The organism is Microbulbifer mixtoriginis (SeqCode) (genome assembly GCF_052468275.1).
Genome location: NZ_CP174341.1, coordinates 1,829,631 through 1,856,620 on the forward strand (window position 1 = coordinate 1,829,631; position 26,990 = coordinate 1,856,620).

Genomic DNA, 26,990 nt, shown 5'->3' on the forward strand with positions numbered 1-26,990 from the left:
GACAGCACCGTGGAAGAGTGGGAGTGATGATGATCTTATTGCGCTGGCTTGCGCGAAAGTTTTGGCTGTTATCGGTAAGCTTGGTGATTGCCCTGGCAATCCTTGTTCAAACCGGGCGCCTGCTATCGCCTCAAGTTGAGGAATATCGCCCGCAGATCAGCCGCTGGCTCAGCGGTCAGCTGGGGGTTCCGGTACAGATGGACCGTATCTCCCTGCGCTGGGAAGCACTGCAAGTCTCATTACAGCTCGACGGCCTGCGCCTTGGGCAGAAGGGCGAGTTGCGTATGGGGCACGGCCTGTTCCAACTGGATTTGCTCGCCAGCCTATGGAATCGTGAGCTGGTGTGGAAAGACCTGCAAATGCACGCCTTTACTGCTGGACTCAGCCGGGATGAGCAGGGCGAGTGGCGTCTGGACGGCTTCCCCGATATCTCCCTAAAGCCTGACGGCAGGGTTGTGTCCAATCCCAAGGCAGCGGACCCGGCACGACTTTTCCAGTTGAGCCCCAAGGTCTGGATTAGCGATGCGGCAATCACTGTCAGGCTGCCTGATGAGCAGGTTGCCGAGCTCAACTTGCCACAAATTTCTCTGGAAAACCGAGGTGATTTTCATCGTCTTACGGCCCGCGCTTTTATCTCCCGCGAAGGCGAAGAGCAGGCTAGCAACACTGAGACTCTCCGCCTGGTGCTGGAGGGGCGTGGTAACCCGCGCAATAAAAAACAATTTTCACTGCGAGGTTATATGCAGCTCAATGAGCTGCTGTTGGACCAGGATATTGTGTCACTACTCCATCAGTTGACCCCTCTACCCGACCGATTTCATTGGAGTGGGCGTAAGTGGGCGGATGGACGCCTGTGGCTGCATAGCGATGCGAGCAGTGGTTATCGGTTGGTCGGACGAGTAGACCTTGCTCAGGTATCAAACTTGGATCAGCCAGAAGAGGCGCCGAAGAAAAGCAGTCAGGGCAAAAGTCAGCATGAAAGTAGTGATCTGGTACAAAACAGAGATCACATAATGGCACCTTTACGGGCGCTTTCTGGAGATATTTCTGGTCGCTGGCTGCCCGGTGAACATTGGCGTTTGGCTTTACAGGATACCCAAATCGATTGGCAGGGTTTGCAGATGCCGCCGCTAAACCTGCAGGTTAGTAACGACCTTCAGGGAGTAGCACTGTCCGCAGATGTGATCGATTTAGTGGGATGGAGCGATATTCTCACTCGGTTGGATGTTTTGCAGGGTGCTGCAGGCGAGTGGTTGACGTCCCTGAAGCCTTCGGGCCAGTTGCGACGCTTGCAGCTGCGCAAAGAAGCGCAAGGAGCGGTGAGCCTGAGTGCCAATTTGCACAATATCAGCACGCAGGCATTCCGCGGTGCGCCTTCAGTGGCCGGCTTGAGTGGCTACATGGAGTTTGCCGGTAACGATGGCCGGGTGGAATTGGATGGCTCGAACTTGCAAGCAGGGTTTCCAAATCTTTACTCCGAGGCATTCTCTTTTGAGCAAGCCAGCGGTACTTTGGCATGGAGCCTTAGTAAAGATTCGAATGAAATCAATGTCTTCTCTGGCCCTTTGCTATTAGATGGAAATCTGGGCGAAGTTCGCGGGCAGTTTTTGTTGTCCCTGCCTTTCCGTCCTCAGAGCCGTCCAACGGATTTACTCCTGTCGCTTTCTCTGCGTGATGCGGATGTTGGCGTTCAAGAGAAGCTGGTGCCGACAAATGTCAGTGAAGACTTGCGCAGTTGGTTGAATGAGGGGCTGGGCAACGGAAATCCCGGTCGGGTTGAGACTGCCGCATTTATTTACCGTGGCAGCAGTTATCGCAAAAATGGCAAGGATGAGTCTCTACGTGCGCTGGGGGTTCACAATAAGCGTCAAACAGTACAGTTGGCTGCAGACTTTTCTGGTGCCAATCTTAAGTATGCAGACGAGTGGCCTAAGGTTCAGTCTGTTGATGGCTTACTCAGGCTGGATGATGGCAATGTTTCTGTCAGCGCAGACAAGGCCCGTGTTTGGGGAGTGGATGCGCATAAAGTTTTAGTGGAAGTAACCCCACAGAAAGATAAAGGCTCACGTCTGGATGTGACCGCCCAGCTTCAGGGCCCGGCTGCTGATGGTTTGCGCTTGTTGCGCGAATCCCCTTTGCGCAAACAGCTCGGCAATGCTTTTGATGAGTGGTTGTTGTCGGGAGATATTCGCGGGCAGCTGAACCTCACTCAGCCCCTGGGTGGTGCTTCAGTATCACCAACTCAAAGAGTTGAATTGCAGTTGAGTCGTGGTGATTTACAGCTGCAAAATCTGCGCTTGCATGCTGAGGCACTGGCTGGTGATGTCATTTTTGACAGCGATACAGGACTCGAAGGTACTGAGCTGAAAGGTCAGCTCTGGGGGCGGCCATTAAATGCGAGCATACGTCATATAGGTGATGCCGATGCGCGCGATACGCAGGTGGTCGTGGATGGCAGTGCCAGTACTGAGTCGATCTACAGCTGGAGCCAGCGTCCCGAGCTGAGATGGCTTGAAGGTACCATGGGTTACCAGGCCCTTATTACCATCCCAGCAAAATCTAAAGAGGCTCCCTATGCTGCAGTTTTCGAGCTGACCTCAAATCTTGCTGGTGTGGCGGTAAACCTTCCGGAGCCCCTGGCTAAGCCCTCTGAAAGTAAAACGAATTTTGTATTGCGAGCCCCCATTGGTGATCAGGGCAGCTTATTTCACCTGAATTACGGTGAGCACCTGCAAGGGCAGTTTTGGCTGGTGGACGGAGCTCTTGAGCGAGCGGCTATTGCGCTCAATGCCGAGGCGAAACTACCTGAAGAAAGAGGGGTGAGTATCCTTGGCGATATTTCCAATGTTGATTTACCCCGCTGGGAAAAGCTATTGGGCGTTTACCGAGATGACTCATCGGTTGTCGAAGAGTCATCTGCTCGGCCCGAACAAGCACCATCACTGATTCATAAGGTGCAAGCAAGCAACCTGGATGGCCTGACTGCACTTCCCCAAAGTGGACAGACAACTGACAATGTTTCCAGTCCACTGCCGATTAGTCTCGACCTAAGTACAGATAGCCTGCAATTGGGAACAGTGGCTATTGAGCATATTCATGTCACTGGTGGAGGAGTGGGTTCAAAGTGGCAGTTAGATTTTGATAGTGAAATGGCGGCGGGAAGACTTTCGGGAACGCTCGGTGGGCAAAAACCTCTGCGTTTAAAGTTGGCGCATTTACGCCTTCCTGCTCCTGAAGAGAGGCAGACTATTTCCGGCGCTACATTGGCTGAGCAGCCCTTTGCGGAAGAGTTGTTGGACCCCTGGGCCGATTTTAATTTTCAGACGTTGCCAGCCCTGGATTTCAGTACGGAAAGTCTGCGAGTGGGGGATGAGGAGCTCGGGCGCTGGTCTTTTGACGTTCGGCCATCCGAAGACCGCCTGGTTCTAAGCGATATTCGCGGTAGTGTCCGCGGGTTTCACCTGCAGGGGCGTGGTGGTGGTGAAAAAGCCTTGGGAGCGCAATTGATGTGGATGCGTGATGCGGAGGGCAATAATTCCTCTCAATTTATTGGGCGCCTGGCAGCCGATGATCTCGCTGATATTCAGCGTGAGATGGGGCATGAACCGCTTATTGAAAGTAAGTCTGCGACCTTTGATACAGCCTTGCGCTGGGATGGGTCTCCGGCCATGGCCAAGGGTAGTTTGCTCTCGGGAGATTTGAAAATAGATATTCGTGATGGCCGCTTCCTTCGTTCCACCGGTACTGCTGGCTCAACGGTCTTGCGGTTGTTATCGCTGTTTAATTTCGATACCTGGGCGCGCCGCTTGCGCTTGGATTTCTCCGACCTTTATAAGAGTGGTATGGCTTTCGACCGAGTGCGTGGAGAGGTCGTGTTCGAAGGGGATGGGCAGTTGTTGATTGCAGTGCCTATTCAGGTTGAGGGGCCAACCAGTGAGCTGCAGATGGCGGGAAGGGTCAATTTATTGCGGGAAGATTTGGATTTGACCCTGGTGGCAACTTTGCCAGTAAGTAACAACCTAGCCCTGGTTGCCGCTCTTGCTGGGGGATTGCCGGCAGCGGCAGGGGTTTATCTCATTAGTAAAGCGTTTAAAAAGCAGGTGAAGAAGATGGCCAGTGTAAGTTATCGCATCAGCGGTGACTGGGCTGACCCACAAATGCGTTTTGAGAGGCTCTTTGATGGAGATGGTGCAGAGCGTCAGGGGGCCGCCTCTGAGGCTGCTGGGAAACAGGCAAAACCGGATCAGGGAATCAGTCGTGCACCAACGCCTCCTTTGGCGGATGAAGCGGGCTCTTAGCCTGCTTATTGGGAGGATACACTTCCAGAAAGAGCTCAACTGCTTGTGCATCTAGTTCTCTATCCTATTAGGTAGGTATAACTGAGTGAGGACAGGAGTTTGCAAGATGGTGAGGTCCCCGGCCTTATGGCCCCTGTTGGTGTTTGCCCTGGTTCTATCGGCCTGCTCTGAGGCTGATGACCAAAGAATCCAGAATATGACAGTGGCGGAAGCCAAATCACGTATAGCCGAAGGCCGAGGGCTAGAGCAGATTCCCAAGTCGGTATGGAAGCAGCTACTCCCCGAGGACCGTTACAAGGTTCTCTGGCAGGGAGATACGGAGCGGGCTTTTAGTGGCAAATTGTTATACAACGAAAAAGAAGGTGTTTATGTCACCGCAGGCTGCCGTCTGCCGGTTTTTAGTTCAAAGCACAAGTTTAAATCGGGTACTGGTTGGCCCAGCTTTTGGGATGTGGCCTATCCGCAGAATATCGTATTAAAGGATGATTTCAGCTGGGGGCTCAGGCGCACAGAGGTATTGTCCAAATGCGGAGAGCACCTGGGGCATGTGTTTAAGGATGGTCCACCACCGACAAACCTGCGGTATTGCTTGAACTCGCTGGCCTTAGATTTTGAGCCGGCCGGGGATGTCAAACAATAATCGCTAGATCTCATACTATCTTTGTCTGATTTTTGGTTTGAGCGAGACTCTTTTGTAGTTTTAATTGATGCAATTTGGCTTTGGTATAAGTCAATTGAGTTTATGGGCGGAGCAGGGCCGCCCGTGTGACATGCGGTGGGTGAATGAGAACTACTGTGATGCCTGAATAAAGAAATCACGCAGGTAGCGGAACAGCTTGCGCTGATTGCTGGGTGGTTTGCTGTTTTTGATCTCGCGCAGGGAGTCGCGTACCAACTGCCGTAAATGCTGGTGGTCTATCTGGGGGTACTGGTCAAAAAAGGTACCCTGGGCACTATTACCTTCTTCGAGTAGGCGTCTGCGCCAGTCTTCGGCCATTTTATCGAAGCGCAGGTGCTGCTGGTCTCGCTCTTTAAACTTATTCAGCACGGCTTCTATCGCTTCGTGATCTGCACTGCGCATCAGCTTGCCAATATACTGCATTTGGCGACGGCGAGCCTCGTTGGACTTGATTCGCCCCAAGGTGTCTATTGCCTCGCGCATATCCTCATCAATGGGCACCTCGGCGAGCTGGGCTTTAGATAGTTCGGTTAATTGCTTCCCCAGGGCCTGCAGCTCGTGCATCTCCTGTTTTACCTGCGTCTTGCTCTTGGGCAGGTCTTCATCATCGTATTCGTACATCTTCAGTTCCGTATAAAAGTTCCGGATCGTACCGGCTCTGTTTGAGCGGGGAGTGTATTGCCTTTCAGCCAAAATACCAGGTGGCGAGGCCAAGGAAGGACATGAACCCCACCACATCGGTGACGGTTGTCAGTGCGACACTACCGGCTAATGCCGGATCGATTTTTATTGCCCGCAATACAACCGGTAAGATTGCTCCTGCCATCGCTGCCACAATCAAATTGATTACCATGGCCGCAACAATAATGACCGCAATGGTAATGTCGTCAAACCAGAGTGCAGCGATTAGCCCCATCACCAGAGACCAAAGCAGGGCATTAAGGCATGCAGAGCCGAGTTCCCGCGAGAGTAGCCAACTGAGGTTACTTTTGCCAATCTGGCCCAGAGCCATACCCCTGATCACCACGGTGAGTGTCTGGCTGCCGGCCACCCCCCCCATACTTGCGACAATCGGCATCAATACCGCCAGGGCAACGACCTTTTCCAGCGTATTCTGGAACAGACTGATTACCCATGAGGCCAGAAGGGCTGTGAGCAGATTAATACCGAGCCAGAGGGCGCGCCTGCGCGCAGTGCGCCTTACCGGAGCAAAGGTGTCCTCTTCTTCATCGAGGCCCGCCATACTCATCAGTGAGTGGTCAGCGTCTTCGCGAATAACATCGACGATATCGTCGATTGTAATTCGACCCAGCAGGCGGTTGTGTTCATCCACTACTGGTGCGGTGATCCAGTCATACTTTTCAAACAGCCGGGCCACCTCTGTATCGCGCATATCGGCGGGAATTGGCTCCACATCAGTATTGACGACCTCGCGTACCGTGACAGAGGGGTCTGTGGTGAGAAGCTTTGAAAGCGGTAGCAGCCCGATATATTGGCCGCGTCGGTTGACTACAAATAAGCTATCGGTGGATTCCGGCAGTTGCTCATGGCGGCGCAGGTAGCGCAGCACCACATCCAGGCTTAAGTTGGGGCGCACCGAGATAGTATCGGTGTCCATTAAGCCGCCAGCGGTATTCTCATCGTAAGCGAGTACGCTTTCCACCCTCAGGCGGTCGGTTTCGCTCATTGCTGAGAGGACTTCAGAGACAACACGTTCGGGGAGCTGCTGAAGGATATCGGCGATATCGTCCGCATCCAGCCCCTCCATAATCTCCACCATCTCCTCGGTATCCATGGTATCGAGGATTTGACTGCGCACTTCATCGGTGAGCTCTTGCAGTACCTCACCTTCGACATCCCGATCGATCAGGTTCCACAGAACTTGGCGAATACGCGGGGGGGAGCTTTCCAATAGCTGCGCAATACTCTGCGGGGTCAGGGTTTTGAGCATGCGCCGGACTTCCTGCCCGGTGCCACTATCGAGGGCGGCGAACAACTCGCTGAGCTGGTTTTGCGCGCGGAACTTGATTTCGGCTTGGGGTGGGCTGGACACGATAAATCCTTACTGCTCAGCGGTGTTTAGGGAGTAGAGGCGATAAGAAAGTCGCGGCGTTATTACGCCATGGCGGACTCTATCCAGAGCCGCTCGCCTTTGCAAATTACTCGGCTTCTCCAAAGCGCTCTGAGACGAGAGTGCTGATAGCTCCGAGTGCGTCACTCTCATCACGGCCCTCAACCTCCAGCTCCAACTCTGTGCCCTGCCCGGCGGCAAGTAACATAAGCGCCATAACGCTCTTGCCATCCACCGATCTATCGCCACAGTGCACTTTGATGTTGGAGGAAAAGCGGGCAGAGGTTTGGGCAAACTTACTGGCTGCGCGAGCGTGCAGCCCGAGCTTGTTAATGATGGTGAGGCGCAGTTTTTGCATAGGTAGCGGATTTGTATGGACTATCTCTGTTGTTCGCGATGACGGACTTGAATATTGCCAAATTTGTGGAGAAAAGTGCGCGCCAGTTGTTCAACCATATAAACTGAGCGGTGTCTCCCTCCGGTGCAGCCAATGGAGATGCAGGTGTAGCTGCGATTGCTCTCCTGGAAAGAGGGCAGCCAGTTCTCTAGGAAACCGGTGATATCTGCTTCCATCTTGTTAGTTTTGGGGTGGGAGCGTAAAAATTCGGCTACTTCATGGTCCAGTCCGGTTTTTTTCCTAAGATTGGGTTCCCAGTAGGGATTTGGTAAGCAGCGCAAGTCGAACATCAGGTCGGCATCCACTGGCACTCCATATTTAAAGCCGAAAGACTGGAAAAGTATTGCCATCCCTTCCGAATGTCCGCCCACTACGCGGCTTCTAATCAGCTCCCGTAACTCGTGCAAACCGAGGCTACTGGTATCTATCACCATATCCGCCATGGCTGAGACGGGTGTTAGCAGCTCTCTTTCTTGTTTCAAGGCTTCGAGTAAGTGGGTGCAATCATTGCTCAGGGGGTGTTTGCGGCGGGTCTCGCTGAAGCGCTGTACCAGTACAGGTTCGCGGGCGTCCAGGTAGATTACATCACACTCTACGCCGGTACTGCGCAGGGCTTCAATAACTCGGGGGGCCTGTTTGATATCCTGCCAGAGATTGCGAGCGTCTATTCCCAGAGCAAGGGGGGTGTCCCCTTTAGTCGTTTGCTGCTCAGCCCGCTTGATGAGTTCGGGTAGCAGGCTAATCGGCAGATTGTCGATGCAGTTAAAGCCCGCATCTTCGAGTAGTTGAAGTGCGGAGCTTTTACCAGAGCCGGAGCGGCCGCTGATGATAATCAAGCGCATGGGGACCCCCTCTTTTTAGCTCTTTATACCATTTAATCGTTAATTGAATGGTGTTTATATTCCTGGCGGTAATTTATAAGTCGTGACTCCGGAATCGGATTACCAGGATATGAGCGCAAAGCTAGAATCAGGCCGCTGCGGCTGAATCTATAGCTAGGGCGTAGAGTGCGTCGCTAGTGTCAGCCTGCCTCAACTTGTCCCGGACCTGGGTGTTAGAGAAGAGCGCAGCGATTTCTGCCAGTGTATCGAGATGTTGTTGTTCCGAATCTTCAGGGACCAGCAAGACAAAGAGCAGATCGACAGGCTGTCGGTCGATAGCGTCGAAATCTATGGCGGGTTCTGTAGTGCAGAGCACGCCAATAGGGTGCTCACATCCAGGAAGGCGGCAGTGGGGGATAGCCACACCTTCGCCAATTCCTGTGGAGCCTAGACGCTCGCGTGCAATCAGTTGGTTGAATATGGTGTCAGAGTCATGCTGTGGATATTGTTCGGCTACAGCCTGGGCGATATTGAGCAGCAATTTTTTTTTGCTGCTCCCCGCCAGATGGCAAAGGCTGAGGCGGGGAGAGAGTAAAGCTTCCAGTGTCATAGTTCAGCGGTGGTTCTGCAACTTCTCTTTGTGTTTTTTCAGTTGGCGGTCCAGTTTGTCTGTAAGCGAATCAATGGCCGCATACATGTCCTTGTCTTCCGAACCCGCGCAAAGATCGTGACCATTGATATGTACTCGGGCTTCGGCTTTCTGGATCAGCTTGTCTATGGATAGGATGACTTGCGCGTTGGTTATATTGTCATAATGCCTTGAGAGCTTTTCCAGCTTGTTCTCACAGTAGCTGCGCATTGGCGAGGTAACGTCGACGTGGTGACCACTAATATTGATCTGCATGGATTTCTCCTTACCAGGTGCATCACATTACGGCGAGCCTCCTTTCGGGTCGCAACCCTACTAGGAAGTGGCCCAGAATGGAAGGATACACTCAAAGTTTGGAGTTCGGTTGCGAAGGTGTAGTAATTGGTGCCAGGTTATGACTTGGCCTACCTCATGAGTCGAAACCCAAGCGGCCCCTTCAGACCAAGCGTTTTCGCTCGCTGGAGGAGGGAATTCCCATTGACTCGCGGTATTTCGCCACAGTGCGGCGGGCTACTTTAATACCCTGTTTATCGAGTTCTAGGGTGATTTTGTTATCTGAGAGCGGCTTGCGCGGGGTCTCTGCGTCAATCAGCTTGCGGATCAGTGCGCGGATAGCGGTTGAAGAGGCATCCTCACCGGAGTCTGTGCTGACGTGGCTCGAAAAGAAATACTTGAGCTCAAACACGCCGCGAGGCGTGAGCATGTATTTCTGGGTGGTCACCCTGGATATGGTCGATTCATGCATGCCAATAGATTCGGCAACATCTGCCAGCACCATAGGTCGCATGGCTTCCGGGCCTTCCTCAAAAAAACCTTGCTGCTTTTCGACAATACAGTTGGCTACTTTCAGTAAAGTCTCGTGGCGACTCTGCAGGCTTTTCATAAACCAGCGTGCTTCTTGCAGGTGATCCCGCAAAAAATTGTTATCTCTGGAGTTGTCGGCACGCTTAACCAGGGAGGCGTAGTGGTCATTGATGCGGATCTTTGGGGTGATCTCTGCATTCAATTCTACATGCCAGCGAAGGGTTTTGCGGGAAACGACAATATCTGGAATTACATAGTCTGGCTCTTGCCCACCATAGCTCTCTCCCGGACTGGGGTTTAAGGTCTGGATTAGGCGAATGGCCTCGCCTAGCTGGGCTTCAGTGAGTCGTGTGCGTCGACTCAACTGGCGAAAATCCCTTTTGCCAAGTAAGTCCAAGTGTTTTTCAATAATGTTTTGCGCTTGGCTTAGCCAAGGGGTATTTGGGGGCAACTGCTGTAGTTGTAATTGCAGGCATTCTTTGAGATCCCGAGCCCCGCAGCCGGCGGGATCAAACTGCTGAATAGCCTTCAGAACCGCGAGCACCTCATCTTCATCGATCGATAAAGAGGTGGCGACATCCTGCACAGAAGTGCCAAGGAGGCCGCTGGGGGCTATGCCATCAATTAAGTTTTCACCGATCCACTTATCCTGCTCAGATAAGGGGGTCAAGTTCAGCTGCCAGCGTAGATGATCCTGAAGGCCGATCGAGGTGGAGTTACGCTCATAGCTGGAGGAATCTAACTCGTGGCTGCCGCTGTTATTGGTGTAGATGTCATCCCAGCGCGAGTCGACGGGCAGCTCATCAGGAATTGCCTGGTCCCAGTCCCCCTCGGCCAGTTCGCGCTCTTCTACCGGCTTTGTTGTGTTTTCCGGTGTTTGCTCAGGCTGTGGTTGATTTTCATCCACCTTTACGGATTGCTCTTCGCTATCCGCTTCCAGCATCGGGTTGTTGTCCAGTGCTGCCTGGACCTCTTGCTGCAGATCGAGTGTGGAGAGTTGCAGTAGGCGAATTGCTTGCTGCAACTGGGGGGTCATGGTCAGCTGTGTGCCGAGCTTGAGCTGGAGAGACTGCTTCATAGTGGAGCGCCGCAGGCCGATAAGACAGGGTGTCGATCAAATTGTCCTAAGATGGCGCAGACTACCCCTCTCTTCAATCTATTACAAGCAATAAGCGTGCCGGTCCTGGCATGATAGCTGGTGCTATGTTTCCAGAATTATGATTATTCCCGTCTTAAGTGAAGAATTTAAGGACAGAAATTGGTGGTTAGCCTCAAATAGTGAATTCGTGTCCCAAATAAACTTCGCGCACCTGTTGGTTGGCGAGAACCTCATCCGGCGTGCCTGCAGCGATGATATGACCTTCACTGACAATGTAAGAGGTCTCACAGATATCCAGCGTTTCGCGAACATTATGGTCTGTGATTAGTACGCCAATATCGCGATCACGCAGGTGGCGGATGATCTCCTTGATATCGTTCACCGATATGGGGTCTACTCCAGCAAAGGGCTCGTCCAACAGGACGAAGCCGGGGTTGGTGGCCAGAGCGCGGGCAATCTCAACTCGGCGTCGTTCTCCACCAGAGAGGGCCATACCCAGGCTTTGCGCGATATGGGTTATATTAAATTCCTCAAGTAGTGCTTGGGCCTGTTGTTGCCGCTCGTCTCTTGAGAGGTCCTTGCGGGTTTGAAGGATTGCTAAGATATTGTCTTTTACCGTCAAGCGGCGAAATACAGAGGCTTCTTGGGGGAGATAGCCGATACCTTTGCGTGCGCGTCCGTGCATGGATAGCCGGGTTATATCCTCATCGTCGATCATCACCCTGCCAGCGTCGGCCTGCACCAGCCCGGCAATCATATAAAAGCAGGTTGTTTTGCCGGCACCGTTGGGGCCGAGGAGGCCGACGACCTGTCCACTGGAAACACTGACAGTGACATCCTGGACGACTTTTCTTTTTTTATACTGTTTCGCGAGATGTAACGCTTTGAGCGTTGGCATAGTGTGTACCGAATCTATCCATGCCGCGGGCTGAGTGATGCCCGCCGGTGCAATAATATTTGTTACTTATGATGAGGTATTAATTAGAGGGTTTACTGGTCTTGATTATCATTGACGTCTTGCGAACTCTCTTTCTTCTCGGGTTTCCAGGTCATCTCTACACGCCCTTTCCCAGTTTGGCCCTTGGCGCTCATCTGTTCGGTAGTGAGGTCGTAGTCAATTTTTTCCGCTGTCAGTGTGTTGCCTTCCCGGTCAACATGGGCTTTACCGGTTAGTTGCAACTCCTCAGAGCCCACTCGGTATACAATGCGTTGGGCTCGGGCTTTTACGGGGTTCTCACCCTGGAGGATTTTTTGCTGGAAGTGTGCGGGTTTACCCACGGCCACTACACGGCTAATCTCCTTTTCTGGAGTGAAGTAAACCTCAACGCGGTCCGCTTGTATTTTTAAAGACCCCTGAGTTATAACAACATTATTGCTATATACCACTAGGTTATTATTTAGACCTGCATTCATTGCATCAGAACTGATATTGATCCGCTGCTGGCGGTCCTCAGGCAGTGCAAAAGCCGATGAGGCTGTGAGCAGGAGCGCTGCGATGGTGGTGACTTTTAACAGATGGCGGTAATTAGTCAGTGTCATAGATGCTCTTTACATCGGATAGGATTTCCATCCGGTCTTCATTCAAGTAAGCGCGCATGCCTTTGCCGGTGGTGCGGTTTGGGCCAGAGCTTATAGTAACAACTTTGTCTGTCTCGGCGAATTCCTTCGCGGGCAGGATCGTAATACTGGACGTTTCCAATTTGATGCCACCAGGGGTGGGTAGTTCATCAATTTCTACATCGCCACTCAGGACTATTCGTTCACCACGATTGTGTGCCACTCCTTCCCGGGACTCGGTACGCCATTTAGGCTGGTCATTTTGGTAAAAAACCATGCGAGGTTCGGTCAGGTCTGCCCGGTCACGACGCTTAAACTGGTAGTAGGTTATCTGATCTGCGTCCACGCGATAGGCTAGATTTCCTTCCTCATTAAAGTGGCGTGTCTTGGCGTTTCGGATGATCAGTTCTGCCGCTTTGTCATGCTGCTGGGGGGTAGGGCGGATTCCCAGTAGCTGATCTGGCGGGCTCTCCGAAAGCCATAGGCCAGCGCTGATTAGCGACACGACTAATAGCAGCGGTAGCCAGGTACGCATTATTGCTCACCAATATAGGGGGCAAGTGCAGAGTCAAATGTTCCCTGGGCCTGCATAATTCGGTCACAGGCTTCGCGTACAGCGCCTTCACCACCGCGGGTTCGGGTTATCCACAGGGCGCGCTCTCTGACTGGAGAGGCTGCATTGGGAGGGGCTATTGGGCAGCCGACACGGGTCATAACCAGAAGGTCAGGATAGTCGTCGCCAATATAGGCGATATCTTCTAAGCGGCATGGCTCGTCGGCTAAGAGCTCCTGCAGTGCTATAAATTTGTCCTCGCGCCCTTGGATCAGTTTAGTGATGCCAAGATCGTGAGCGCGGCGCTCCACTACCGAGCTGCGTCGCCCTGTAATAATGGCTACGCGAACCCCGGAATTTTGCAGCATTTTAATGCCGTGCCCATCGAGTGTATTGAAGGTCTTCAGCTCATTGCCGTTATTGTCGAAATAGAGCTTGCCATCGGTGAGGACGCCATCTACATCCAATACCAACCAGCGTACTTTCTGCAATACTGCGTTTATTTCTTCTTCCGAAACCACCAGAGTTGTCCTTGTTTACTGTTTTTTAGAGCACTAATGGGCCCTGCAAATTGTTTGATTATCTCAGATTACGCCGGCGCGCAGTATATCGTGCATATGTAATACACCGATCGGGTGGTGGGCTTCATCCTCCACAACCAGCGCGGTGATCTTGTAATCTTCCATAATGCGTAGTGCCTCTGCAGCCAGGGTCTCGGCGGATACCGTTTTGGGGCGGCGACTCATCACCTGTTCCATAGTGGCTTTATCTAATTCAATTTTGTGATCGATTACGCGGCGCAAGTCCCCGTCGGTGAACACGCCAAGCAGTTCTCCTTTTACGTCGACGATAGTGGTCATACCAAACCCTTTACTGGTCATTTCCAGTAGGGCCTTAGATAGCAAAGTATCGGGTTGGACCTGAGGTAGTTCTTCCCCTGCGTGCATAACATCTTCGACTTTCAGTAGCAGGCGTCGGCCAAGTGCTCCACCAGGATGAGAGAAAGCGAAGTCTTCAGCCGTAAAGCCTCTCGCCTCCAGTAGGGCCACGGCCAGAGCATCACCCATAACCAAGGTGACAGTGGTTGATGAGGTTGGTGCCAGATTTAAGGGGCATGCTTCAGTTTGCACTGAAATATCCAGGTTTACCTCTGCCGCCTGCGCCAAGGGAGAATCTGTCTTGCCAGTCATGCTGACCATGGGGATGCTCAGGCGCTTCAACAGTGGCAGTAGGGTGAGTACTTCAGCGGAAGAGCCTGAATTGGAGATGGCAATCACCAAGTCGTCTCGAGTGATCATTCCCAGGTCGCCATGGCTCGCTTCCCCTGGATGAACGAAAAAACTTGGGGTGCCAGTACTGGCAAGGGTGGCCGCTATTTTGCGTCCGATATGCCCTGATTTACCCATGCCAGTTACGATGGTACGTCCGGGGCACTGTAGGATCATCTCGCAGGCGCGCTGGAAGTCGCCGTTGATCCGGTGTTCCAGTGCGGCAACAGCTTCCGTTTCCATTCGCACGGTGCGCTGCCCGGCCTGCAATATCAAATCCTGGGTCATTGGGTGCCTCTGAATTACTGACTTCTAATTTAATAGTTTCTAATTTTATAAGGTAAAAAAGTGATGACTTATCTTCGTCCGGTTTTATGGTGAGCTCTTTGAGCGTTAGGAGCAGACTTTATCAACTATGTTTGACGCAGTTGTCCCTGCGATTGTCGTGCTAATCTAAATACGAACACCCAACAGGCATGTAGGAAAACCGGTCGCCTGCCGGAGTGTCAAATGACACGCTCGTACACTGCCACACCACCGGGCGCGGTCATGGTATAGTCTGCCGCCGCTGCTGTCAGCTATGTCACTCAGCGGATGAACGACAAATTCCCATTTACTGGGACTGATTGCCAGCAGCTTCGTCATGGCACTTATTTACGCTGTGTGCGTCCAAGGAATGATTTGCTAATTGGAGAGTATTTGTGAATACATCATTTTGGATTGGTCGGTACGGTTTTTCCCGGTGGCTAAGATTTGTACTTTGCGCAGTATTGGTATCTGCTGTGGTCCCCGCTGCGAATGCCGATCAAAACCCCTATGTAATGATTGAAGGGGTTTCCCAAAAACTGTTGAGTGTGATTCGCTCAAATGCTCAATATGCCAACTCTGATCCGCAGAGATATTACAGCGCTATTGAGGGGGTCCTGACGCCGGTTGTGGATTTTGATTTTATCGCGCGCGGTGTTATGGGGCGCTATGCCAAACAGGCGACTGCATCCCAGCGCTCCCGGTTTTCCAGTGCTTTTCGTCGAGATCTGGTGGCAACATTTGCTCGCGGTGTAGCAAATTTTGGCGACCTCGATGTGAAAGTGGTCAACCCGGGGACTTTGCCCAGTGGGAACCGGGTTAATGTTTTGCAGGAAGTGCGCAGCAAAGAGGGTATTACCAAAGTTTCTTATACTCTGGTGCGTAACCGCGCGGGAGAGTGGAAGCTGATTAACGTTATCTTAAATGGCGTTAATTTGGGTAAAACTTTCCGCAGTCAGTTTTCTCAATCTATGCAGTCTTATGGGGATATCGACAAGGTAATCTCCAACTGGTCCGCAGGACAGGATGTTGCCGATAAAGTGAGCTAGTCGGCGAACTTCAGGGTGCGCAGCTGCGCACCCTCCATGATTCAAGTACACTTGCGTGATGTTTTTTAACTAACGCAAATCCCACCTATGCAACCAGATGAAATCAAAACCCTCATTGAGGGTCATATCCCCGAGAGTAATGTCGACGTCGCCTTTGAAGGTAGCCACCTGATGGTGACTGTGGTGAGCAGCGCCTTTGAAGGCCTAAGCCGCTTGAAAAAGCAACAGCTGGTTTATGCGGCGCTAAATGACAAAATTGCCGACGGCACTTTGCACGCCGTGCAAATGCAGACCCTTACTCCAGAAGAAGCCAGTCGATAACCTGTCGCCTGTATTCAGGCGACTCCCGAAATACGAGACCGAATGGATAAGTTAATAATAGAGGGTGGTAGCCCAGTTTCCGGCACCCTGCGAATTTCTGGTGCGAAGAATTCCGCTCTGCCAATTTTGGCCGCAGCACTTTTGGCCGATGGTCCGGTACATATTCATAACCTGCCACACCTTAATGACATCACCACGATGATCACTCTGCTGCGCTGTATGGGGTGTGATGTCACAATTGATGAGAAGCTGGGTGTTGAAATAGACCCCCGTTCGGTCAACGATCTGACGGCGCCCTACGAGCTGGTGAAAACCATGCGCGCCTCTATTTTGGTTTTGGGCCCACTACTGGCCCGCCACGGTGTAGCCAATGTCTCTTTCCCTGGCGGCTGTGCGATCGGCAGTCGTCCGGTGGATATCCATCTGAAAGGGCTGGAGGCGATGGGTGCAGAAATAACCATTGACGGTGGTTTTATCCGGGCCCGCTCCAATGGCCGCCTTAAAGGCGCCAATATCGTTATGGAGAAGGTTACTGTCGGTGGTACAGAAAACCTGCTGATGGCGGCAGTTTTGGCAGAGGGCACCACGGTATTGCACAATGCCGCGCGCGAACCTGAGATCGTCGACCTGGCAGAATTCCTAATTGCCATGGGGGCACAGATAGAGGGTGTTGGCACTGACACTATGCGCATCCACGGCGTCCCCAAGTTGACCCCTTGCACCTTTACCGTTATGCCGGATCGCATCGAGACTGGCACTTTTCTTGCCGCTGCGGCAGCAGCTCGTGGCAAGGTTCGGCTTCTGCATACCCGTGCGGACATCCTCGATGCGGTATTAGTGAAGTTTGAGGAGGCTGGCGCACACCTGAGCTGTGGTGATGACTGGATTGAGCTGGATATGAAGGGCAACCGCCCTAAGGCGGTGAGTTTCCGCACCGCACCTTACCCAGCTTTCCCCACCGATATGCAGTCGCAGTTTACCGCTATGAATGCCGTAGCTGAGGGTAAAGGCGCCGTGGTGGAGACTATTTTTGAGAATCGGCTGATCCAGGTTCATGAGTTGAATCGTATGGGTGCTGATATCACCCTTGAGGGTAATACGGCTTTCGTCACAGGTGTCGAGAAGCTTAAAGGAGCACCCGTGATGGCCTCGGATCTACGCGCTTCAGCAAGTCTGGTGATTGCAGGTATGGTTGCTGAAGGCACTACCACAGTCGACCGTATCTACCACATAGACCGGGGTTATGAATGTATTGAGGAAAAATTACAGCAACTGGGGGCGAGTATTCGCCGAGTACCTGGTTAGCAAGTTGAGACAGCTGCCCCTTTGGTCGGGGCGGCTCTCGAAAAAGAGCCGGCTTAATAATGACTATGCAAATCACGATCGCCTTGACCAAGGGGCGTATCCTGCAAGAAACCTTACCTCTACTCGCAGCGGCGGGTCTGGAACCACTTGAAGACCTAGGGAAAAGCCGCAAGCTGATTTTCCCCACCAACTGCGAGGGAGTGCGCCTGCTTCTCTTGCGTGGTGTTGATGTCCCCACGTATGTGCAGCATGGCGCTGCGGATATGGGGGTTGCTGGTAAAGATACTCTGCTGGAACATCATGCCGATGGTATTTATGAACCTCTTGATCTCGGTATTGCGCGCTGTCGTCTGATGACCGCAGGGGTGAAGGGGGCGGTTCTGCCGACGGGGCGGATAAAAGTGGCAACAAAATTTGTTGAGAGCGCCAAGCGACATTACGCCGCTCAAGGGCGGCAGGCGGACATTATCAAGCTGTATGGCGCAATGGAGTTGGCTCCATTGATGGATCTTGCCGATGAAATTGTAGATATAGTCGATAGTGGCAATACCTTAAAAGCCAATGGCCTTGAAGCTCGTGAAATGATTGCGCATATCAGTAGCCGCTTGATTGTCAATAAGGCCGCCATGAAGATGAAGTATCAGCCAATCAGTGAGCTGATTGAAAAGTTGTCGACAGCTGTCGCGCAGAACTAGAAGATTTTTAGACGTTATGACTCGCAAGTTTATTGGTCGGCTAAGTGCCGCTGACACAGATTTTGATGGGCAATTAAAGCAGTTGCTCGCTTGGGAGGCGGTGGCCAATAAACAGGTCGAGGAGACAGTTGCAGAAATTCTGCAGCAGGTGCGCAGTCGAGGGGATGCTGCGGTTATTGAATATACCAACCGTTTTGATCGCCGTAATCTTACTGGAGCAGAAGACTTTTGTTTAACTTCACAAGCGCTGACTGAGGCTCTTGCCCGTATTGGAGTCGAGGAGCGTGAGGCCCTTGAAGTCTCCGCCCGGCGCGTACGTGAATACCATGAATACCAAAAGCAGGGCTCCTGGCGCTATACCGAGGCAGACGGCACAGTACTGGGCCAGCAGATTACTCCAATGGAGCGTGTTGGCATTTATGTACCTGGGGGTAAAGCCAGTTACCCTTCCTCGGTATTAATGAATGCTATTCCGGCTAAGGTTGCTGGCGTGGATTCAGTGGTTATGGTGGTTCCGGCTCCCGAGGGCGAGATCAGTGATTTGGTTCTGGCCGCGGCAGCGATTGCCGAAGTGGATCAAGTGTTCACTATTGGTGGTGCACAGGCGGTGGCCGCACTGGCTTATGGCACCGAAACGATTGCCTCGGTAGATAAGATCGTTGGCCCCGGTAATATCTTTGTGGCTAGTGCCAAGCGCGCGGTCTTTGGCCATGTGGCAATAGACATGATCGCCGGGCCCTCGGAAATACTTGTTATTTGCGATGGGGCCACCGATCCAGATTGGATCGCGATGGATCTGCTGTCCCAGGCCGAACACGATGAGCAGGCGCAGGCGATTCTGCTATGCCCTGACGCAGAATTTCTCGATGCGGTGGAGTCATCCCTTGAGCGGCAGCTGGCGGAGTTGCCTCGCGCAACAATAGCAGCCAAGTCACTAATGGATCGCGGTGCTCTGATTCTGGTGGGCTCTCTTGAGCAGGCAATAAAAATCTCTAATCGTATTGCTCCCGAACATCTGGAAGTTTCTGTGGCTGATCCTGAACCTTTGTTGCCGCAAATTCGTCATGCCGGTGCTATTTTCTTGGGCCGCTATACTGCAGAAGCTCTGGGGGACTATTGCGCGGGCCCCAACCATGTGCTGCCTACCAGTGGTACCGCGAGATTCTCCTCCCCCCTGGGTGTTTACGATTTTCAGAAACGCAGTTCGATTATTTATTGTTCCCCACAAGGTGCCGATCAGCTTGGTCGTGTAGCTGCCACCCTCGCTTGTGGTGAAGGGTTGGAAGCCCATGCTCGCTCTGCCGCCTTTCGGATCAAGAAATAAACGAATACCTTATCGCGGTAACTGGCACCAGTAAGGCACATCATGCGTAAATTACTTCTGTGTTTAGCCGCCCTTAGCCTGGTTGGTTGTGCGACGACTGATGAATATAGCGTTGAAAAATATTCAGGGTTTGAGCAGAGCCTTCCCGCCCTATCCCTATTCGCCAAGATGCCTGGTGAGGATTTTGAACGGCGCTGTAACGACTATTCCGAAAGTTCTCTGCTCAAATATTGTCAGTATGGTGTAGTGGACTACACGGAACTATTGGGGCAGCTGGAAGCCTCCACAGCCTTTAGTTCTGTGCACTCTGGTAACGACGATATTCCTTACCAATTACTGGTAACTTCTGCCGGTTATTCTGAGGAGGGGATAGAGGATATCGGCGAGGCGGTTATAGCAGGTGCCACTTTGATGTTGGCTCCTATGCGTACCACGCAGGATATCCATATCGATGCAATCCTGACTTGGCACGGCCTACCCTTGAAGCGTTATCAATTAGAGTTTCCGTTCACAACAACAATAAGCCTGTTTACTTCTCCGCTTGCCGCAAAGCGAGATTTAGCCAAAGTGGTAGCAGGGGAGCTGATAGCTTTACTGCAGGAAGATAGGGTTATGGCTCCGGAGTATCTCTATCAATCCATTGGAGCGAGTGACTACCACTCGGCTCTGAATTTGCCGGAGTCTGTCGGTGAGTATGTGAGCAACCCCCTTGTGCTTGCTAGCCACCCGTTATTTGGGGCTCAAACGCGCTACGTGCACCGTCAGTTTCAGTTCGACTCTGTAGATGTTTTTGTCTACCCAATCCCCAATTGGGAGTGGGGAGATCTGAAGCAGGCGCAGGTTGAGGAGCTGGATAGGGTTCGCGAGGAACTTGAGCTGGTGGAGAGGGAGGCTCAGTGGCAGGTGTTGGATCTCAGCGAGGAGGCTTCAGAAATATGGCGTGTACAGGGGCAGGACATGCCCGTGACCAGGCTTTCCGGTTATTTCCTCGCCGCAGATGGGGAGCGCTTTGATACCCATACCTATTTATTTGTACGCAAGGATAAATTTATTAAGGTGCGAGCTTCTTTTTCCGGAGAGGGGAGAAGCAGGGAAGAGGTAGAGACTTTTGCAAGGGGGCTAATTACCCAGGCGAATGTACCCAGTGAATCCCGATTTATGGCTAATGTTCGCGAGAATTGGCGGGGAAGGCGGGCCGGGGACTAGCCTGGCCCACGCAATATCCTATTTCTACTGGCTTCCTTCTCTGGGAATTTGGGTTGCCTGCCAGGCGATTACAAACCAGTCTCCCTGGCGTTTCACAAAAGTGCCTGTATTAAAATAATAGTTTTTCTTTCCTTTGACACTATCGTTGGCGACTAATTTGAAAGCTACTACTGCCGTATCTCCAAGTAGGCGAATATCGATATCCTCTGCGGCGTAGTTCACTGTTATGGGCTCATCGCCAGTTGTCTCCATGCCCTGCATGATTTTGGCTTTGCCAAATCGCTTTCCCGCGGAGCTGGTATAGACAAGGTCATCAGCCCAAAAGCGCTGATGGGCCTCGGCACTGCTGGCAGCATTATCGATAAAATAATGTAGTAGTTTTTGGAGTTCCTCTTTGTCATCGGCCCAGCATTGCCCGGCAACAAGAGTCGCGAGGATGGTAAGGATGATTGTGCGCATAGGTTGTCTCCCTGTTCCCCGGCAGGCTATTCCACAGGGGTTGTTGTGTCAGGCTTGACTGACACGGTAGCTTCCACGGTATGAGACTGCCCCTCTCGAGTAAAGGTAATGGAGATGGTGTCTCCAGGACGCAGGGTTGCCATGGTGGCCTCACCTTGCTTTCCGTCGCCAATGGGGAGTCCATCGATATGGGTGATCACATCTCCAGGTTTGAGTCCGGCGTTATGAGCTGGGCTCTCATTGTAGATGGCAGTAATCATGACGCCACCGGTGGAGAGGAGATTGAATTCCTTAGCCATCTGTGGGCTGATTGCGCTGGCTTCGATGCCTAGCCAGCCGGGTACAACGCGGCCGTAAGCAATAATGTCCTGCATTACTTTAAAAGCGATATTGGCGGGAATGGCGAAGCTGATCCCGCCGGAGTAGCCGGACTGGTTGAGAATAGAAGTGTTAATACCGAGCAGGCGCCCGCGGGAGTCCACCAATGCGCCGCCGGAGTTACCCGGGTTCACGGCAGCGTCAGTTTGCAAGAAATTCTGTAGGTGGCTTCCGGTGCCGGAGTTTTCCAAGTGGCGTCCCTTGGCGCTAATGATGCCTTGGGTGACCGTCTGGCCAACCCCAAAAGGGTTGCCAATAGCCAGAACTACATCGCCTACTTGAGCGGATTCGGGCTCACCAACTGAGATAGAAGTTAGGTTGTCGAGTTCGATTTTCAAAACGGCCAAGTCAAAGTCGGCATCGCTACCGACCATGCGAGCCTGTGCCTCGCGGCCATCGGCGAGCAGAATGACAATAGCGTCTGCCTGGTCGACCACATGGTGGTTGGTGAGAATATAGCCGTTGTCACTGACAATAACCCCAGAACCGAGGTTCGACTGCATGCGTTCCCTCTGTGGGACATTCATATTGTCGAACAAACGGCGAAAAAGGGGGTCATTAAATAATGGGTGTTGCCGCTGTGGTAGTGCCATGCGGGTATAAATGTTAACTACAGCGGGACCGGCCATATTGACTGCCTGGGCATAGGAAACCGGCCCCTGCCAATCCTCCTGGGGAGGTGTGGGGTTTGTGCCGCGTAACTGCGGAAATATGACCAATAATAGTGCGGCCATAGCCAAACCTATCAGGGCAGGCAGGGCCCAATCCTGTAAAAAGCGATTTTGGGACACTCGAGACTCCTCATTTGCGCTGATTATACACACCTCTCGCTGGGGATTCGCCGAGTACAGCCTTGCTGCTGTTTCAGTGGTTAGTTCAAGGTGAGTTAGGGGTTCTGCGAGGAGTTTTCTATCCCCCTAGTGACTATTGAGGGTGCGTTAGTGGGGGTATTCAAAAGATCAGCATCAATGACTTCTGTTTAGAAGCCTTCAAGGCAGTCCATTCATATGCTTGCCAGTGTTTATAGTTACCTTGTGGTCCCCAGAAGGCTTATTGAGCTTGATCGGGGGGGGTAAGCTGACCTTTCTCGTCCCAGTTCTTATATCTATGCCCTATTGATGTTGACAGCCCCAAACAGATATTCGGGGATATTTTCCCAGTGTTTATTTCCTGGCTAGATTACCCCCAGCCTTTACTTCGAATATATGTACCATCTTTTAAAAATTGTGTTTTGGTAGAGCATCAATTTCTTAGAGCAGTATTGTTGTTTGGTGGGCTATAGGGGGAGCTATACTCCCCCACTCTGTATAGGTTTGACATTGGTCAGCCTTTATAGATGCGTATAATGGCCAGCCGATAATTGACTAACCGGCAAATTTTGTATTTGGAGACCAAAATGTCCTTAGTTCGTCCCCACGGCAGTGTTGAGCTGCAGCCTCGCTTTGTTTATGACAGCGAGCGGCATCACCAGCTGATGCATGAGGCGGAGTCGTTGCCCTCTATTGTGGTTAGCTCTGCCGCTGCCGCCAACGCAGTCATGCTGGGAGCGGGCTATTTCAACCCCTTACACGGTTATATGAACTTGGCCGATGCGCTGAGTGTTGCTGCCACCTTGCGCACAGTCGACGGCCTCTTTTGGCCTGTGCCGGTGTTGAATGTTGTTGAAGACACCAGTGCTATTGAGGGGGCATCTCGAATCGCCTTGCGGGACCCGAATGTTGAGGGTAACCCGGTGCTGGCGATCATGGATGTGGAATCGATTGAAACCGTATCCGATGAGCAGATGGATGCGATGGCCGAGCAGGTCTTTGGCACCCTGGATGATAAGCATCCCGGTGTTGCCACCTTTAAATCCGCTGGTCGTCAGTTAATTTCTGGCCCTATCGAAGTACTGAACTTTAGTTATTTTATCAACGACTTCCCGGATACCTTCCGCACAGCGGTAGAAATTCGCAATGAATTTGCCGAGCGTGGTTGGAGCAAAGTGGTGGCCTTCCAAACCCGCAATCCTATGCATCGCGCCCATGAAGAGCTGTGTAAGATGGCTCTCGAAGCGGTAGAAGCGGATGGTGTCCTGATTCATATGTTACTGGGGCAGTTGAAGCCCGGTGATATCCCTGCGCCGGTACGCGATGCCTCGATTCGCAAGATGGTCGAGCTTTACTTCCCTGCTAATACCGTAATGGTGACCGGTTACGGTTTTGACATGCTCTATGCTGGTCCTCGCGAAGCTGTGCTGCACGCGTTGTTCCGCCAGAACTGTGGTTGTAGCCACCTGATTGTAGGTCGAGATCACGCTGGTGTTGGAGATTACTACGGTGCCTTCGATGCGCAGACTATTTTCGATGAGAAGGTACCTGAGGGTGCTTTGGAAATCGAAATCTTCCGAGCCGATCACACGGCCTACTCAAAGAAGCTCAATAAAGTTGTGATGATGCGTGATGTACCAGATCACACTAAGGAAGACTTTATTCTGCTGTCTGGAACCAAGGTACGTGAAATGCTGGGGGATGGCATTGCGCCGCCTCCGGAGTTCTCCCGCCCGGAAGTGGCGCAGATTCTGATGGATTATTATCAGAGTCTGTAAGTTTACAACTTAATGAAAAAGGCGGGATATCCCGCCTTTTTCGATTTTACACCGTTGCGAAAAATAGAGCTTATTGGGTTCTTGTTACTTGTTAGCTGCCTGCGTGGGCCTCTTTCTCCAGGCCATAATCTTCATCGAGGGTGCCTTTGGCGCCGGGCTCTTTTGGTGCCCAGTCTTTCGGTGGTTCCATCTCTTGAAGTTGCTTGTCGTCTTCTTTCAGTTTGCCGCTACCGGCTTCAAGCATTTGTCGGCCTATATCCTGGTTGGAGAGGCGTAAAGCGCTATTGGATAGATACTCGTGAACGTCTTTGTAACTTTCGGTCAGGTTGTGAACCAGCTGAGAAGTTTGGTCAAAGTGTTCATTGACCTGTAGCTGGAAATCCTCGAGCTTGCTATTGGCCTCTCGCAGGCGCTGTTCCAGCTCTTGGGTGCGGTCAATACTGGAGCGCCCGCGAATCGCCAGGTAGGCTAAAAAAGCACCCAGCGTCATTCCTAGAATGCCAACTAAAATTAATACCGATGTAGAGTGCACTTCCTACCTCCCGAACTTGCTCTTATATGGCACTGGCGATCCCTGGTGCATGATTATGGATGGCGGTTATTTGGACCGCGATACTGTCTGAGGCCCTGGATGGTCAACGTTAAGTGACTGTCGCCCAATGTTAGCGGGCCCAGTATACGCGATTATTAATCTGACAATTAAGGTTGTTAGTTATTTGCGACACGCCAATTTACCGCCAGTTCCGAATTGCCGGTATAGGCTGGCGAATCGGACGCGGGTAGGGCTTGGCTGGGGTCGCCGATGTTGTACCTTTGTCGCCTAGGCGGCTTTGTGGTGAATTTGGTAGAGTGCGCGCCTGTGATTTAGCTGTTGAAGAATTTTTCATCTATGTTGCCCGCCAAACCTCTCTTACTTTCCCCTCTTGAGCGCTATGAGAATGACCTGCAGCGCCCTGAATTTTTGGAGGACTCGTCCCAGAGGGCAGCGGTTCAGGAGCTGCAAAATCTGCACCTGCGCTTGGTGGCAAGGGCTGAGCGAGGGTTTCTTGCCGGGCTAGTCTCACGTCTGCGCGGCGCCGATGTTGGGCCTGAGCGCGGGCTCTACTTCTGGGGTGGGGTGGGGCGCGGTAAAACCTATCTGATGGATGCCTTCTATGAGTCCCTGCCTTTTGAGCAGAAGCAGCGCACCCATTTCCACAGGTTTATGCGCCAGGTTCATCTGGATCTGAAGGAGTATGCCGGGGAGAAAAACCCGCTGGAAAAGGTAGCCGACAAGATTGCGCGAAGAGCGCGTGTGCTCTGTTTTGATGAGTTCTTTGTCTCCGATATCGCTGACGCTATGATCCTGGCGGGCCTTTTGGATGCCTTGTTCCGCCGTGGGGTGGCTCTAGTGGCCACCTCTAATATCGTGCCGGAAGGGCTCTATAAAGATGGTTTGCAGCGAGCCCGTTTTCTGCCAGCTATAGAACTCCTTCAGCAACACACCAAGGTGGTGAATGTCGATGGTGGCACCGACTACCGGCTGCGCACCCTGGAGTTACTGGAGCTATACCATGCTCCACTCGACAGAGCGGCAGACGAAAACCTGTCCAGCAGTTTCTCCCGTCTGATCGTGGATGGTTGTGAGGTGCGCAGTGATGTCGACTTGCAGGTTGAGGGGCGTCCTATCCGCGCACTGAAGGTGGCAGATGATGTTGCCTGGTTCAATTTTGCAGATCTGTGCGATGGTCCTCGCTCACAAAATGACTATATAGAGTTGGCTCGGGAATTTCATACGGTGCTGTTGGCGGCGGTACCGAAGTTTGATGAGCGCATGGATGCCCAGGCGCGCCGCTTTATCAATTTGGTGGATGAATTCTACGATCGCTGCGTCAAGTTGGTTATCTCTGCAGAGGTACTGGCCGAAGAATTATATGGAGGGCAGCACCTGCGTTTTGAGTTTGAGCGCACGGTCAGCCGGTTATTGGAAATGCAGTCCAGGGAGTACCTGGAGAGGGCGCATCGCCCGGAATAGCCTCGCTTGCCGAGAAGGGTGGGCGCCCCAGAAATCGCTTGAAAAGCGAGCACTCCTTTTGTACTATCCGCGCTCTTTTGTGGGACGGCCCCTAAAACCAGGGGGTCATATTACAGGTGTTTATAACATGAAGACATACAGTGCCAAGCCAGAAGCGGTAAAACGCGACTGGTACATTGTTGACGCTGCGGACAAGACCCTCGGCCGTATTTCTGCCGAGATCGCACACCGCCTGCGTGGCAAGCACAAGCCTGAATACACGCCCCACGTGGACACTGGTGATTACATTATTGTGATCAATGCCGAGAAGGTTCGCGTGACCGGCAATAAGGCCAAAGACAAGATCTACCACAGCCATTCCGGCTACCCCGGTGGTCTCAAGTCCATCAGCTTTGAAAAGCTGATCGAGAAAGCGCCCGAGCGTACCATTCAAAGCGCCGTTAAAGGCATGCTGCCGAAGGGTCCTCTGGGTCGCGCCATGTTCAAGAAGCTGAAAGTATACGGCGGTAGTGAACATCCTCACGCGGCACAACAGCCGATTGAACTGGCGATCTAAACGGGAAGAAATCTGATGGCAACTACTCAATACTACGGTACCGGCCGCCGCAAGACCTCCACCGCTCGTGTATTTATCGTGCCCGGTGAAGGAAAGATCAGCGTAAATGGTCGCGACCTGGACGAATACTTTGGCCGCCAGGTAGCTCGCATGATCGTGCGTCAGCCGCTGGAAAAAGTAGACATGGTCGAGAAATTCGACATCATCGCAACTGTAAAAGGTGGTGGTTCCTTTGGTCAGGCGGGTGCAATCCGTCACGGCCTGACCCGCGCCCTGATGCAGTACGATGAGGAACTTCGTCAACCGCTGCGCGCCGCTGGTTTTGTTACCCGCGACGCCCGTGAGGTTGAGCGTAAGAAAGTGGGTCTGCGCAAAGCGCGTAAGAAGCCGCAATTCTCCAAGCGTTAAGCTTTCTTTTGGGCCCGGCAATTGCCGGGCTTTTTTCTATCCGGTAGTTGTGACTTTGAATACCCATTTGGGAATTGTTCAATTTCTCGCAATTTCACCGCGCAATTCCAGACGTTCCCCAGGTCTTTGCCTTGTATCAAAATGGCATTTTCTTTAACATTGCGCGGATTTGTATCCGCTTGATTT

27 protein-coding genes are annotated in these 26,990 nt (G+C 52.3%); 12 read left to right on the forward strand and 15 right to left on the reverse strand.

All coding sequences use genetic code 11. The features are described from left to right. Window positions 1-26: 26 nt before the first annotated feature. The gene (locus ACJJIC_RS07955) at window positions 27-4,298 is read left to right on the forward strand and encodes a YhdP family protein (protein WP_445356730.1); all 4,272 of its coding nucleotides are present in this window, start codon (window positions 27-29) and stop codon (window positions 4,296-4,298) included. Between the two features lie 106 nt (window positions 4,299-4,404). Then, the gene (msrB, locus tag ACJJIC_RS07960) at window positions 4,405-4,938 is read left to right on the forward strand and encodes a peptide-methionine (R)-S-oxide reductase MsrB (protein WP_445356731.1); all 534 of its coding nucleotides are present in this window, start codon (window positions 4,405-4,407) and stop codon (window positions 4,936-4,938) included. 150 nt (window positions 4,939-5,088) lie between these two features. On the opposite strand, the gene yjgA is transcribed toward msrB, so the two are convergent. The 12 genes from yjgA to ACJJIC_RS08020 form a co-directional block, all read right to left on the reverse strand. Continuing rightward, window positions 5,089-5,598, reverse strand: a complete 510-nt coding sequence (gene yjgA, locus ACJJIC_RS07965) for a ribosome biogenesis factor YjgA (RefSeq protein ID WP_252083006.1) — start codon at window positions 5,596-5,598, stop codon at window positions 5,089-5,091. A gap of 64 nt (window positions 5,599-5,662) precedes the next feature. Continuing rightward, the gene (mgtE, locus tag ACJJIC_RS07970) at window positions 5,663-7,030 is read right to left on the reverse strand and encodes a magnesium transporter (protein WP_435583621.1); all 1,368 of its coding nucleotides are present in this window, start codon (window positions 7,028-7,030) and stop codon (window positions 5,663-5,665) included. Between the two features lie 106 nt (window positions 7,031-7,136). Next, entirely contained in the window at window positions 7,137-7,406 is a 270-nt protein-coding gene (locus ACJJIC_RS07975; protein ID WP_445356732.1) for an HPr family phosphocarrier protein, read from the reverse strand. A gap of 20 nt (window positions 7,407-7,426) precedes the next feature. Next, on the reverse strand, window positions 7,427-8,287 hold the full coding sequence (rapZ, locus tag ACJJIC_RS07980; RefSeq protein WP_444886971.1) for an RNase adapter RapZ: 861 nt from the start codon (window positions 8,285-8,287) through the stop codon (window positions 7,427-7,429). 127 nt (window positions 8,288-8,414) lie between these two features. After that, on the reverse strand, window positions 8,415-8,876 hold the full coding sequence (gene ptsN / locus ACJJIC_RS07985; RefSeq protein ID WP_444884027.1) for a PTS IIA-like nitrogen regulatory protein PtsN: 462 nt from the start codon (window positions 8,874-8,876) through the stop codon (window positions 8,415-8,417). 3 nt (window positions 8,877-8,879) lie between these two features. After that, window positions 8,880-9,170 (reverse strand): ribosome hibernation-promoting factor, HPF/YfiA family, encoded by a 291-nt coding sequence (gene hpf, locus ACJJIC_RS07990; RefSeq protein ID WP_252083002.1) that lies wholly within the window; start codon window positions 9,168-9,170, stop codon window positions 8,880-8,882. Window positions 9,171-9,351: 181 nt separating this feature from the next. Next, window positions 9,352-10,797: an RNA polymerase factor sigma-54 gene (locus ACJJIC_RS07995; protein ID WP_444910299.1), complete on the reverse strand. Its 1,446-nt coding sequence runs from the start codon at window positions 10,795-10,797 to the stop codon at window positions 9,352-9,354. Between the two features lie 193 nt (window positions 10,798-10,990). Further along, window positions 10,991-11,716, reverse strand: coding sequence for an LPS export ABC transporter ATP-binding protein (gene lptB, locus ACJJIC_RS08000; protein WP_445356733.1), 726 nt, complete (start codon window positions 11,714-11,716; stop codon window positions 10,991-10,993). 92 nt (window positions 11,717-11,808) lie between these two features. After that, window positions 11,809-12,357 (reverse strand): lipopolysaccharide transport periplasmic protein LptA, encoded by a 549-nt coding sequence (gene lptA / locus ACJJIC_RS08005; protein ID WP_445356734.1) that lies wholly within the window; start codon window positions 12,355-12,357, stop codon window positions 11,809-11,811. Beyond that, a complete protein-coding gene (gene lptC, locus ACJJIC_RS08010; RefSeq protein WP_445356735.1) occupies window positions 12,344-12,910 on the reverse strand; it encodes an LPS export ABC transporter periplasmic protein LptC in 567 nt (188 codons plus the stop codon). Before lptC ends, lptA begins: the two co-directional genes overlap by 14 nt. After that, complete coding sequence (locus ACJJIC_RS08015; protein ID WP_445356736.1) at window positions 12,910-13,449, reverse strand: KdsC family phosphatase; 540 nt, start codon at window positions 13,447-13,449, stop codon at window positions 12,910-12,912. The genes lptC and ACJJIC_RS08015 overlap by 1 nt, the downstream gene beginning before the upstream one ends. A gap of 63 nt (window positions 13,450-13,512) precedes the next feature. After that, window positions 13,513-14,484 (reverse strand): KpsF/GutQ family sugar-phosphate isomerase, encoded by a 972-nt coding sequence (locus tag ACJJIC_RS08020; RefSeq protein WP_444902958.1) that lies wholly within the window; start codon window positions 14,482-14,484, stop codon window positions 13,513-13,515. Between the two features lie 413 nt (window positions 14,485-14,897). Between ACJJIC_RS08020 and ACJJIC_RS08025 the strand changes: the two genes are divergently transcribed. The 6 genes from ACJJIC_RS08025 (at window position 14,898) to ACJJIC_RS08050 (ending at window position 20,402) form a co-directional block, all read left to right on the forward strand. Next, window positions 14,898-15,551 carry an MlaC/ttg2D family ABC transporter substrate-binding protein gene (locus tag ACJJIC_RS08025; protein WP_252082995.1) on the forward strand — a complete coding sequence of 218 codons (654 nt, stop codon included), beginning with the start codon at window positions 14,898-14,900 and terminating at the stop codon, window positions 15,549-15,551. An 87-nt stretch (window positions 15,552-15,638) separates the two neighbouring features. Further along, window positions 15,639-15,872 carry a BolA family protein gene (locus ACJJIC_RS08030; RefSeq protein WP_444884033.1) on the forward strand — a complete coding sequence of 78 codons (234 nt, stop codon included), beginning with the start codon at window positions 15,639-15,641 and terminating at the stop codon, window positions 15,870-15,872. Window positions 15,873-15,914: 42 nt separating this feature from the next. Continuing rightward, window positions 15,915-17,177, forward strand: a complete 1,263-nt coding sequence (murA, locus tag ACJJIC_RS08035; protein WP_252082993.1) for a UDP-N-acetylglucosamine 1-carboxyvinyltransferase — start codon at window positions 15,915-15,917, stop codon at window positions 17,175-17,177. A 59-nt stretch (window positions 17,178-17,236) separates the two neighbouring features. Next, window positions 17,237-17,872 carry an ATP phosphoribosyltransferase gene (gene hisG, locus ACJJIC_RS08040; protein WP_444937570.1) on the forward strand — a complete coding sequence of 212 codons (636 nt, stop codon included), beginning with the start codon at window positions 17,237-17,239 and terminating at the stop codon, window positions 17,870-17,872. A gap of 16 nt (window positions 17,873-17,888) precedes the next feature. Beyond that, window positions 17,889-19,196, forward strand: a complete 1,308-nt coding sequence (hisD, locus tag ACJJIC_RS08045; protein WP_445356737.1) for a histidinol dehydrogenase — start codon at window positions 17,889-17,891, stop codon at window positions 19,194-19,196. Window positions 19,197-19,238: 42 nt separating this feature from the next. After that, entirely contained in the window at window positions 19,239-20,402 is a 1,164-nt protein-coding gene (locus tag ACJJIC_RS08050) for a hypothetical protein (protein ID WP_445356738.1), read from the forward strand. A gap of 24 nt (window positions 20,403-20,426) precedes the next feature. On the opposite strand, the gene ACJJIC_RS08055 is transcribed toward ACJJIC_RS08050, so the two are convergent. Continuing rightward, window positions 20,427-20,861, reverse strand: a complete 435-nt coding sequence (locus ACJJIC_RS08055; protein ID WP_445356739.1) for a nuclear transport factor 2 family protein — start codon at window positions 20,859-20,861, stop codon at window positions 20,427-20,429. A gap of 26 nt (window positions 20,862-20,887) precedes the next feature. Next, window positions 20,888-22,030, reverse strand: coding sequence for a S1C family serine protease (locus ACJJIC_RS08060; protein WP_444886959.1), 1,143 nt, complete (start codon window positions 22,028-22,030; stop codon window positions 20,888-20,890). Window positions 22,031-22,635: 605 nt separating this feature from the next. Here ACJJIC_RS08060 and sat point away from each other — a divergent pair. Continuing rightward, window positions 22,636-23,826, forward strand: a complete 1,191-nt coding sequence (gene sat, locus ACJJIC_RS08065; protein ID WP_444884039.1) for a sulfate adenylyltransferase — start codon at window positions 22,636-22,638, stop codon at window positions 23,824-23,826. Between the two features lie 91 nt (window positions 23,827-23,917). Here sat and ACJJIC_RS08070 read toward each other — a convergent pair whose 3' ends face one another. Then, the gene (locus ACJJIC_RS08070; RefSeq protein ID WP_252082986.1) at window positions 23,918-24,358 is read right to left on the reverse strand and encodes a Z-ring associated ZapG family protein; all 441 of its coding nucleotides are present in this window, start codon (window positions 24,356-24,358) and stop codon (window positions 23,918-23,920) included. Between the two features lie 357 nt (window positions 24,359-24,715). Between ACJJIC_RS08070 and zapE the strand changes: the two genes are divergently transcribed. From zapE to rpsI, 3 genes are all read left to right on the forward strand, one after another. Then, the gene (gene zapE / locus ACJJIC_RS08075) at window positions 24,716-25,840 is read left to right on the forward strand and encodes a cell division protein ZapE (RefSeq protein ID WP_444902952.1); all 1,125 of its coding nucleotides are present in this window, start codon (window positions 24,716-24,718) and stop codon (window positions 25,838-25,840) included. Between the two features lie 127 nt (window positions 25,841-25,967). After that, on the forward strand, window positions 25,968-26,396 hold the full coding sequence (gene rplM, locus ACJJIC_RS08080; protein ID WP_152454552.1) for a 50S ribosomal protein L13: 429 nt from the start codon (window positions 25,968-25,970) through the stop codon (window positions 26,394-26,396). A gap of 15 nt (window positions 26,397-26,411) precedes the next feature. Next, the gene (gene rpsI, locus ACJJIC_RS08085; RefSeq protein ID WP_252082984.1) at window positions 26,412-26,804 is read left to right on the forward strand and encodes a 30S ribosomal protein S9; all 393 of its coding nucleotides are present in this window, start codon (window positions 26,412-26,414) and stop codon (window positions 26,802-26,804) included. The last annotated feature ends 186 nt before the right edge of the window (window positions 26,805-26,990 follow it).

Bases quoted from the DNA above. Each gene is read 5' to 3' on its own strand.
- ACJJIC_RS07955 (WP_445356730.1), top strand. From the start codon at position 27: ATGATGATCTTATTGCGCTGGCTTGCGCGAAAGTTTTGGCTGTTATCG.
- msrB (WP_445356731.1), top strand. From the start codon at position 4,405: ATGGTGAGGTCCCCGGCCTTATGGCCCCTGTTGGTGTTTGCCCTGGTT.
- yjgA (WP_252083006.1), bottom strand. From the start codon at position 5,598: ATGTACGAATACGATGATGAAGACCTGCCCAAGAGCAAGACGCAGGTA.
- ACJJIC_RS07975 (WP_445356732.1), bottom strand. From the start codon at position 7,406: ATGCAAAAACTGCGCCTCACCATCATTAACAAGCTCGGGCTGCACGCT.
- rapZ (WP_444886971.1), bottom strand. From the start codon at position 8,287: ATGCGCTTGATTATCATCAGCGGCCGCTCCGGCTCTGGTAAAAGCTCC.
- ptsN (WP_444884027.1), bottom strand. From the start codon at position 8,876: ATGACACTGGAAGCTTTACTCTCTCCCCGCCTCAGCCTTTGCCATCTG.
- hpf (WP_252083002.1), bottom strand. From the start codon at position 9,170: ATGCAGATCAATATTAGTGGTCACCACGTCGACGTTACCTCGCCAATG.
- ACJJIC_RS07995 (WP_444910299.1), bottom strand. From the start codon at position 10,797: ATGAAGCAGTCTCTCCAGCTCAAGCTCGGCACACAGCTGACCATGACC.
- lptB (WP_445356733.1), bottom strand. From the start codon at position 11,716: ATGCCAACGCTCAAAGCGTTACATCTCGCGAAACAGTATAAAAAAAGA.
- lptA (WP_445356734.1), bottom strand. From the start codon at position 12,357: ATGACACTGACTAATTACCGCCATCTGTTAAAAGTCACCACCATCGCA.
- lptC (WP_445356735.1), bottom strand. From the start codon at position 12,910: ATGCGTACCTGGCTACCGCTGCTATTAGTCGTGTCGCTAATCAGCGCT.
- ACJJIC_RS08020 (WP_444902958.1), bottom strand. From the start codon at position 14,484: ATGACCCAGGATTTGATATTGCAGGCCGGGCAGCGCACCGTGCGAATG.
- ACJJIC_RS08030 (WP_444884033.1), top strand. From the start codon at position 15,639: ATGCAACCAGATGAAATCAAAACCCTCATTGAGGGTCATATCCCCGAG.
- murA (WP_252082993.1), top strand. From the start codon at position 15,915: ATGGATAAGTTAATAATAGAGGGTGGTAGCCCAGTTTCCGGCACCCTG.
- hisG (WP_444937570.1), top strand. From the start codon at position 17,237: ATGACTATGCAAATCACGATCGCCTTGACCAAGGGGCGTATCCTGCAA.
- hisD (WP_445356737.1), top strand. From the start codon at position 17,889: ATGACTCGCAAGTTTATTGGTCGGCTAAGTGCCGCTGACACAGATTTT.
- ACJJIC_RS08050 (WP_445356738.1), top strand. From the start codon at position 19,239: ATGCGTAAATTACTTCTGTGTTTAGCCGCCCTTAGCCTGGTTGGTTGT.
- ACJJIC_RS08055 (WP_445356739.1), bottom strand. From the start codon at position 20,861: ATGCGCACAATCATCCTTACCATCCTCGCGACTCTTGTTGCCGGGCAA.
- sat (WP_444884039.1), top strand. From the start codon at position 22,636: ATGTCCTTAGTTCGTCCCCACGGCAGTGTTGAGCTGCAGCCTCGCTTT.
- zapE (WP_444902952.1), top strand. From the start codon at position 24,716: ATGTTGCCCGCCAAACCTCTCTTACTTTCCCCTCTTGAGCGCTATGAG.
- rplM (WP_152454552.1), top strand. From the start codon at position 25,968: ATGAAGACATACAGTGCCAAGCCAGAAGCGGTAAAACGCGACTGGTAC.
- rpsI (WP_252082984.1), top strand. From the start codon at position 26,412: ATGGCAACTACTCAATACTACGGTACCGGCCGCCGCAAGACCTCCACC.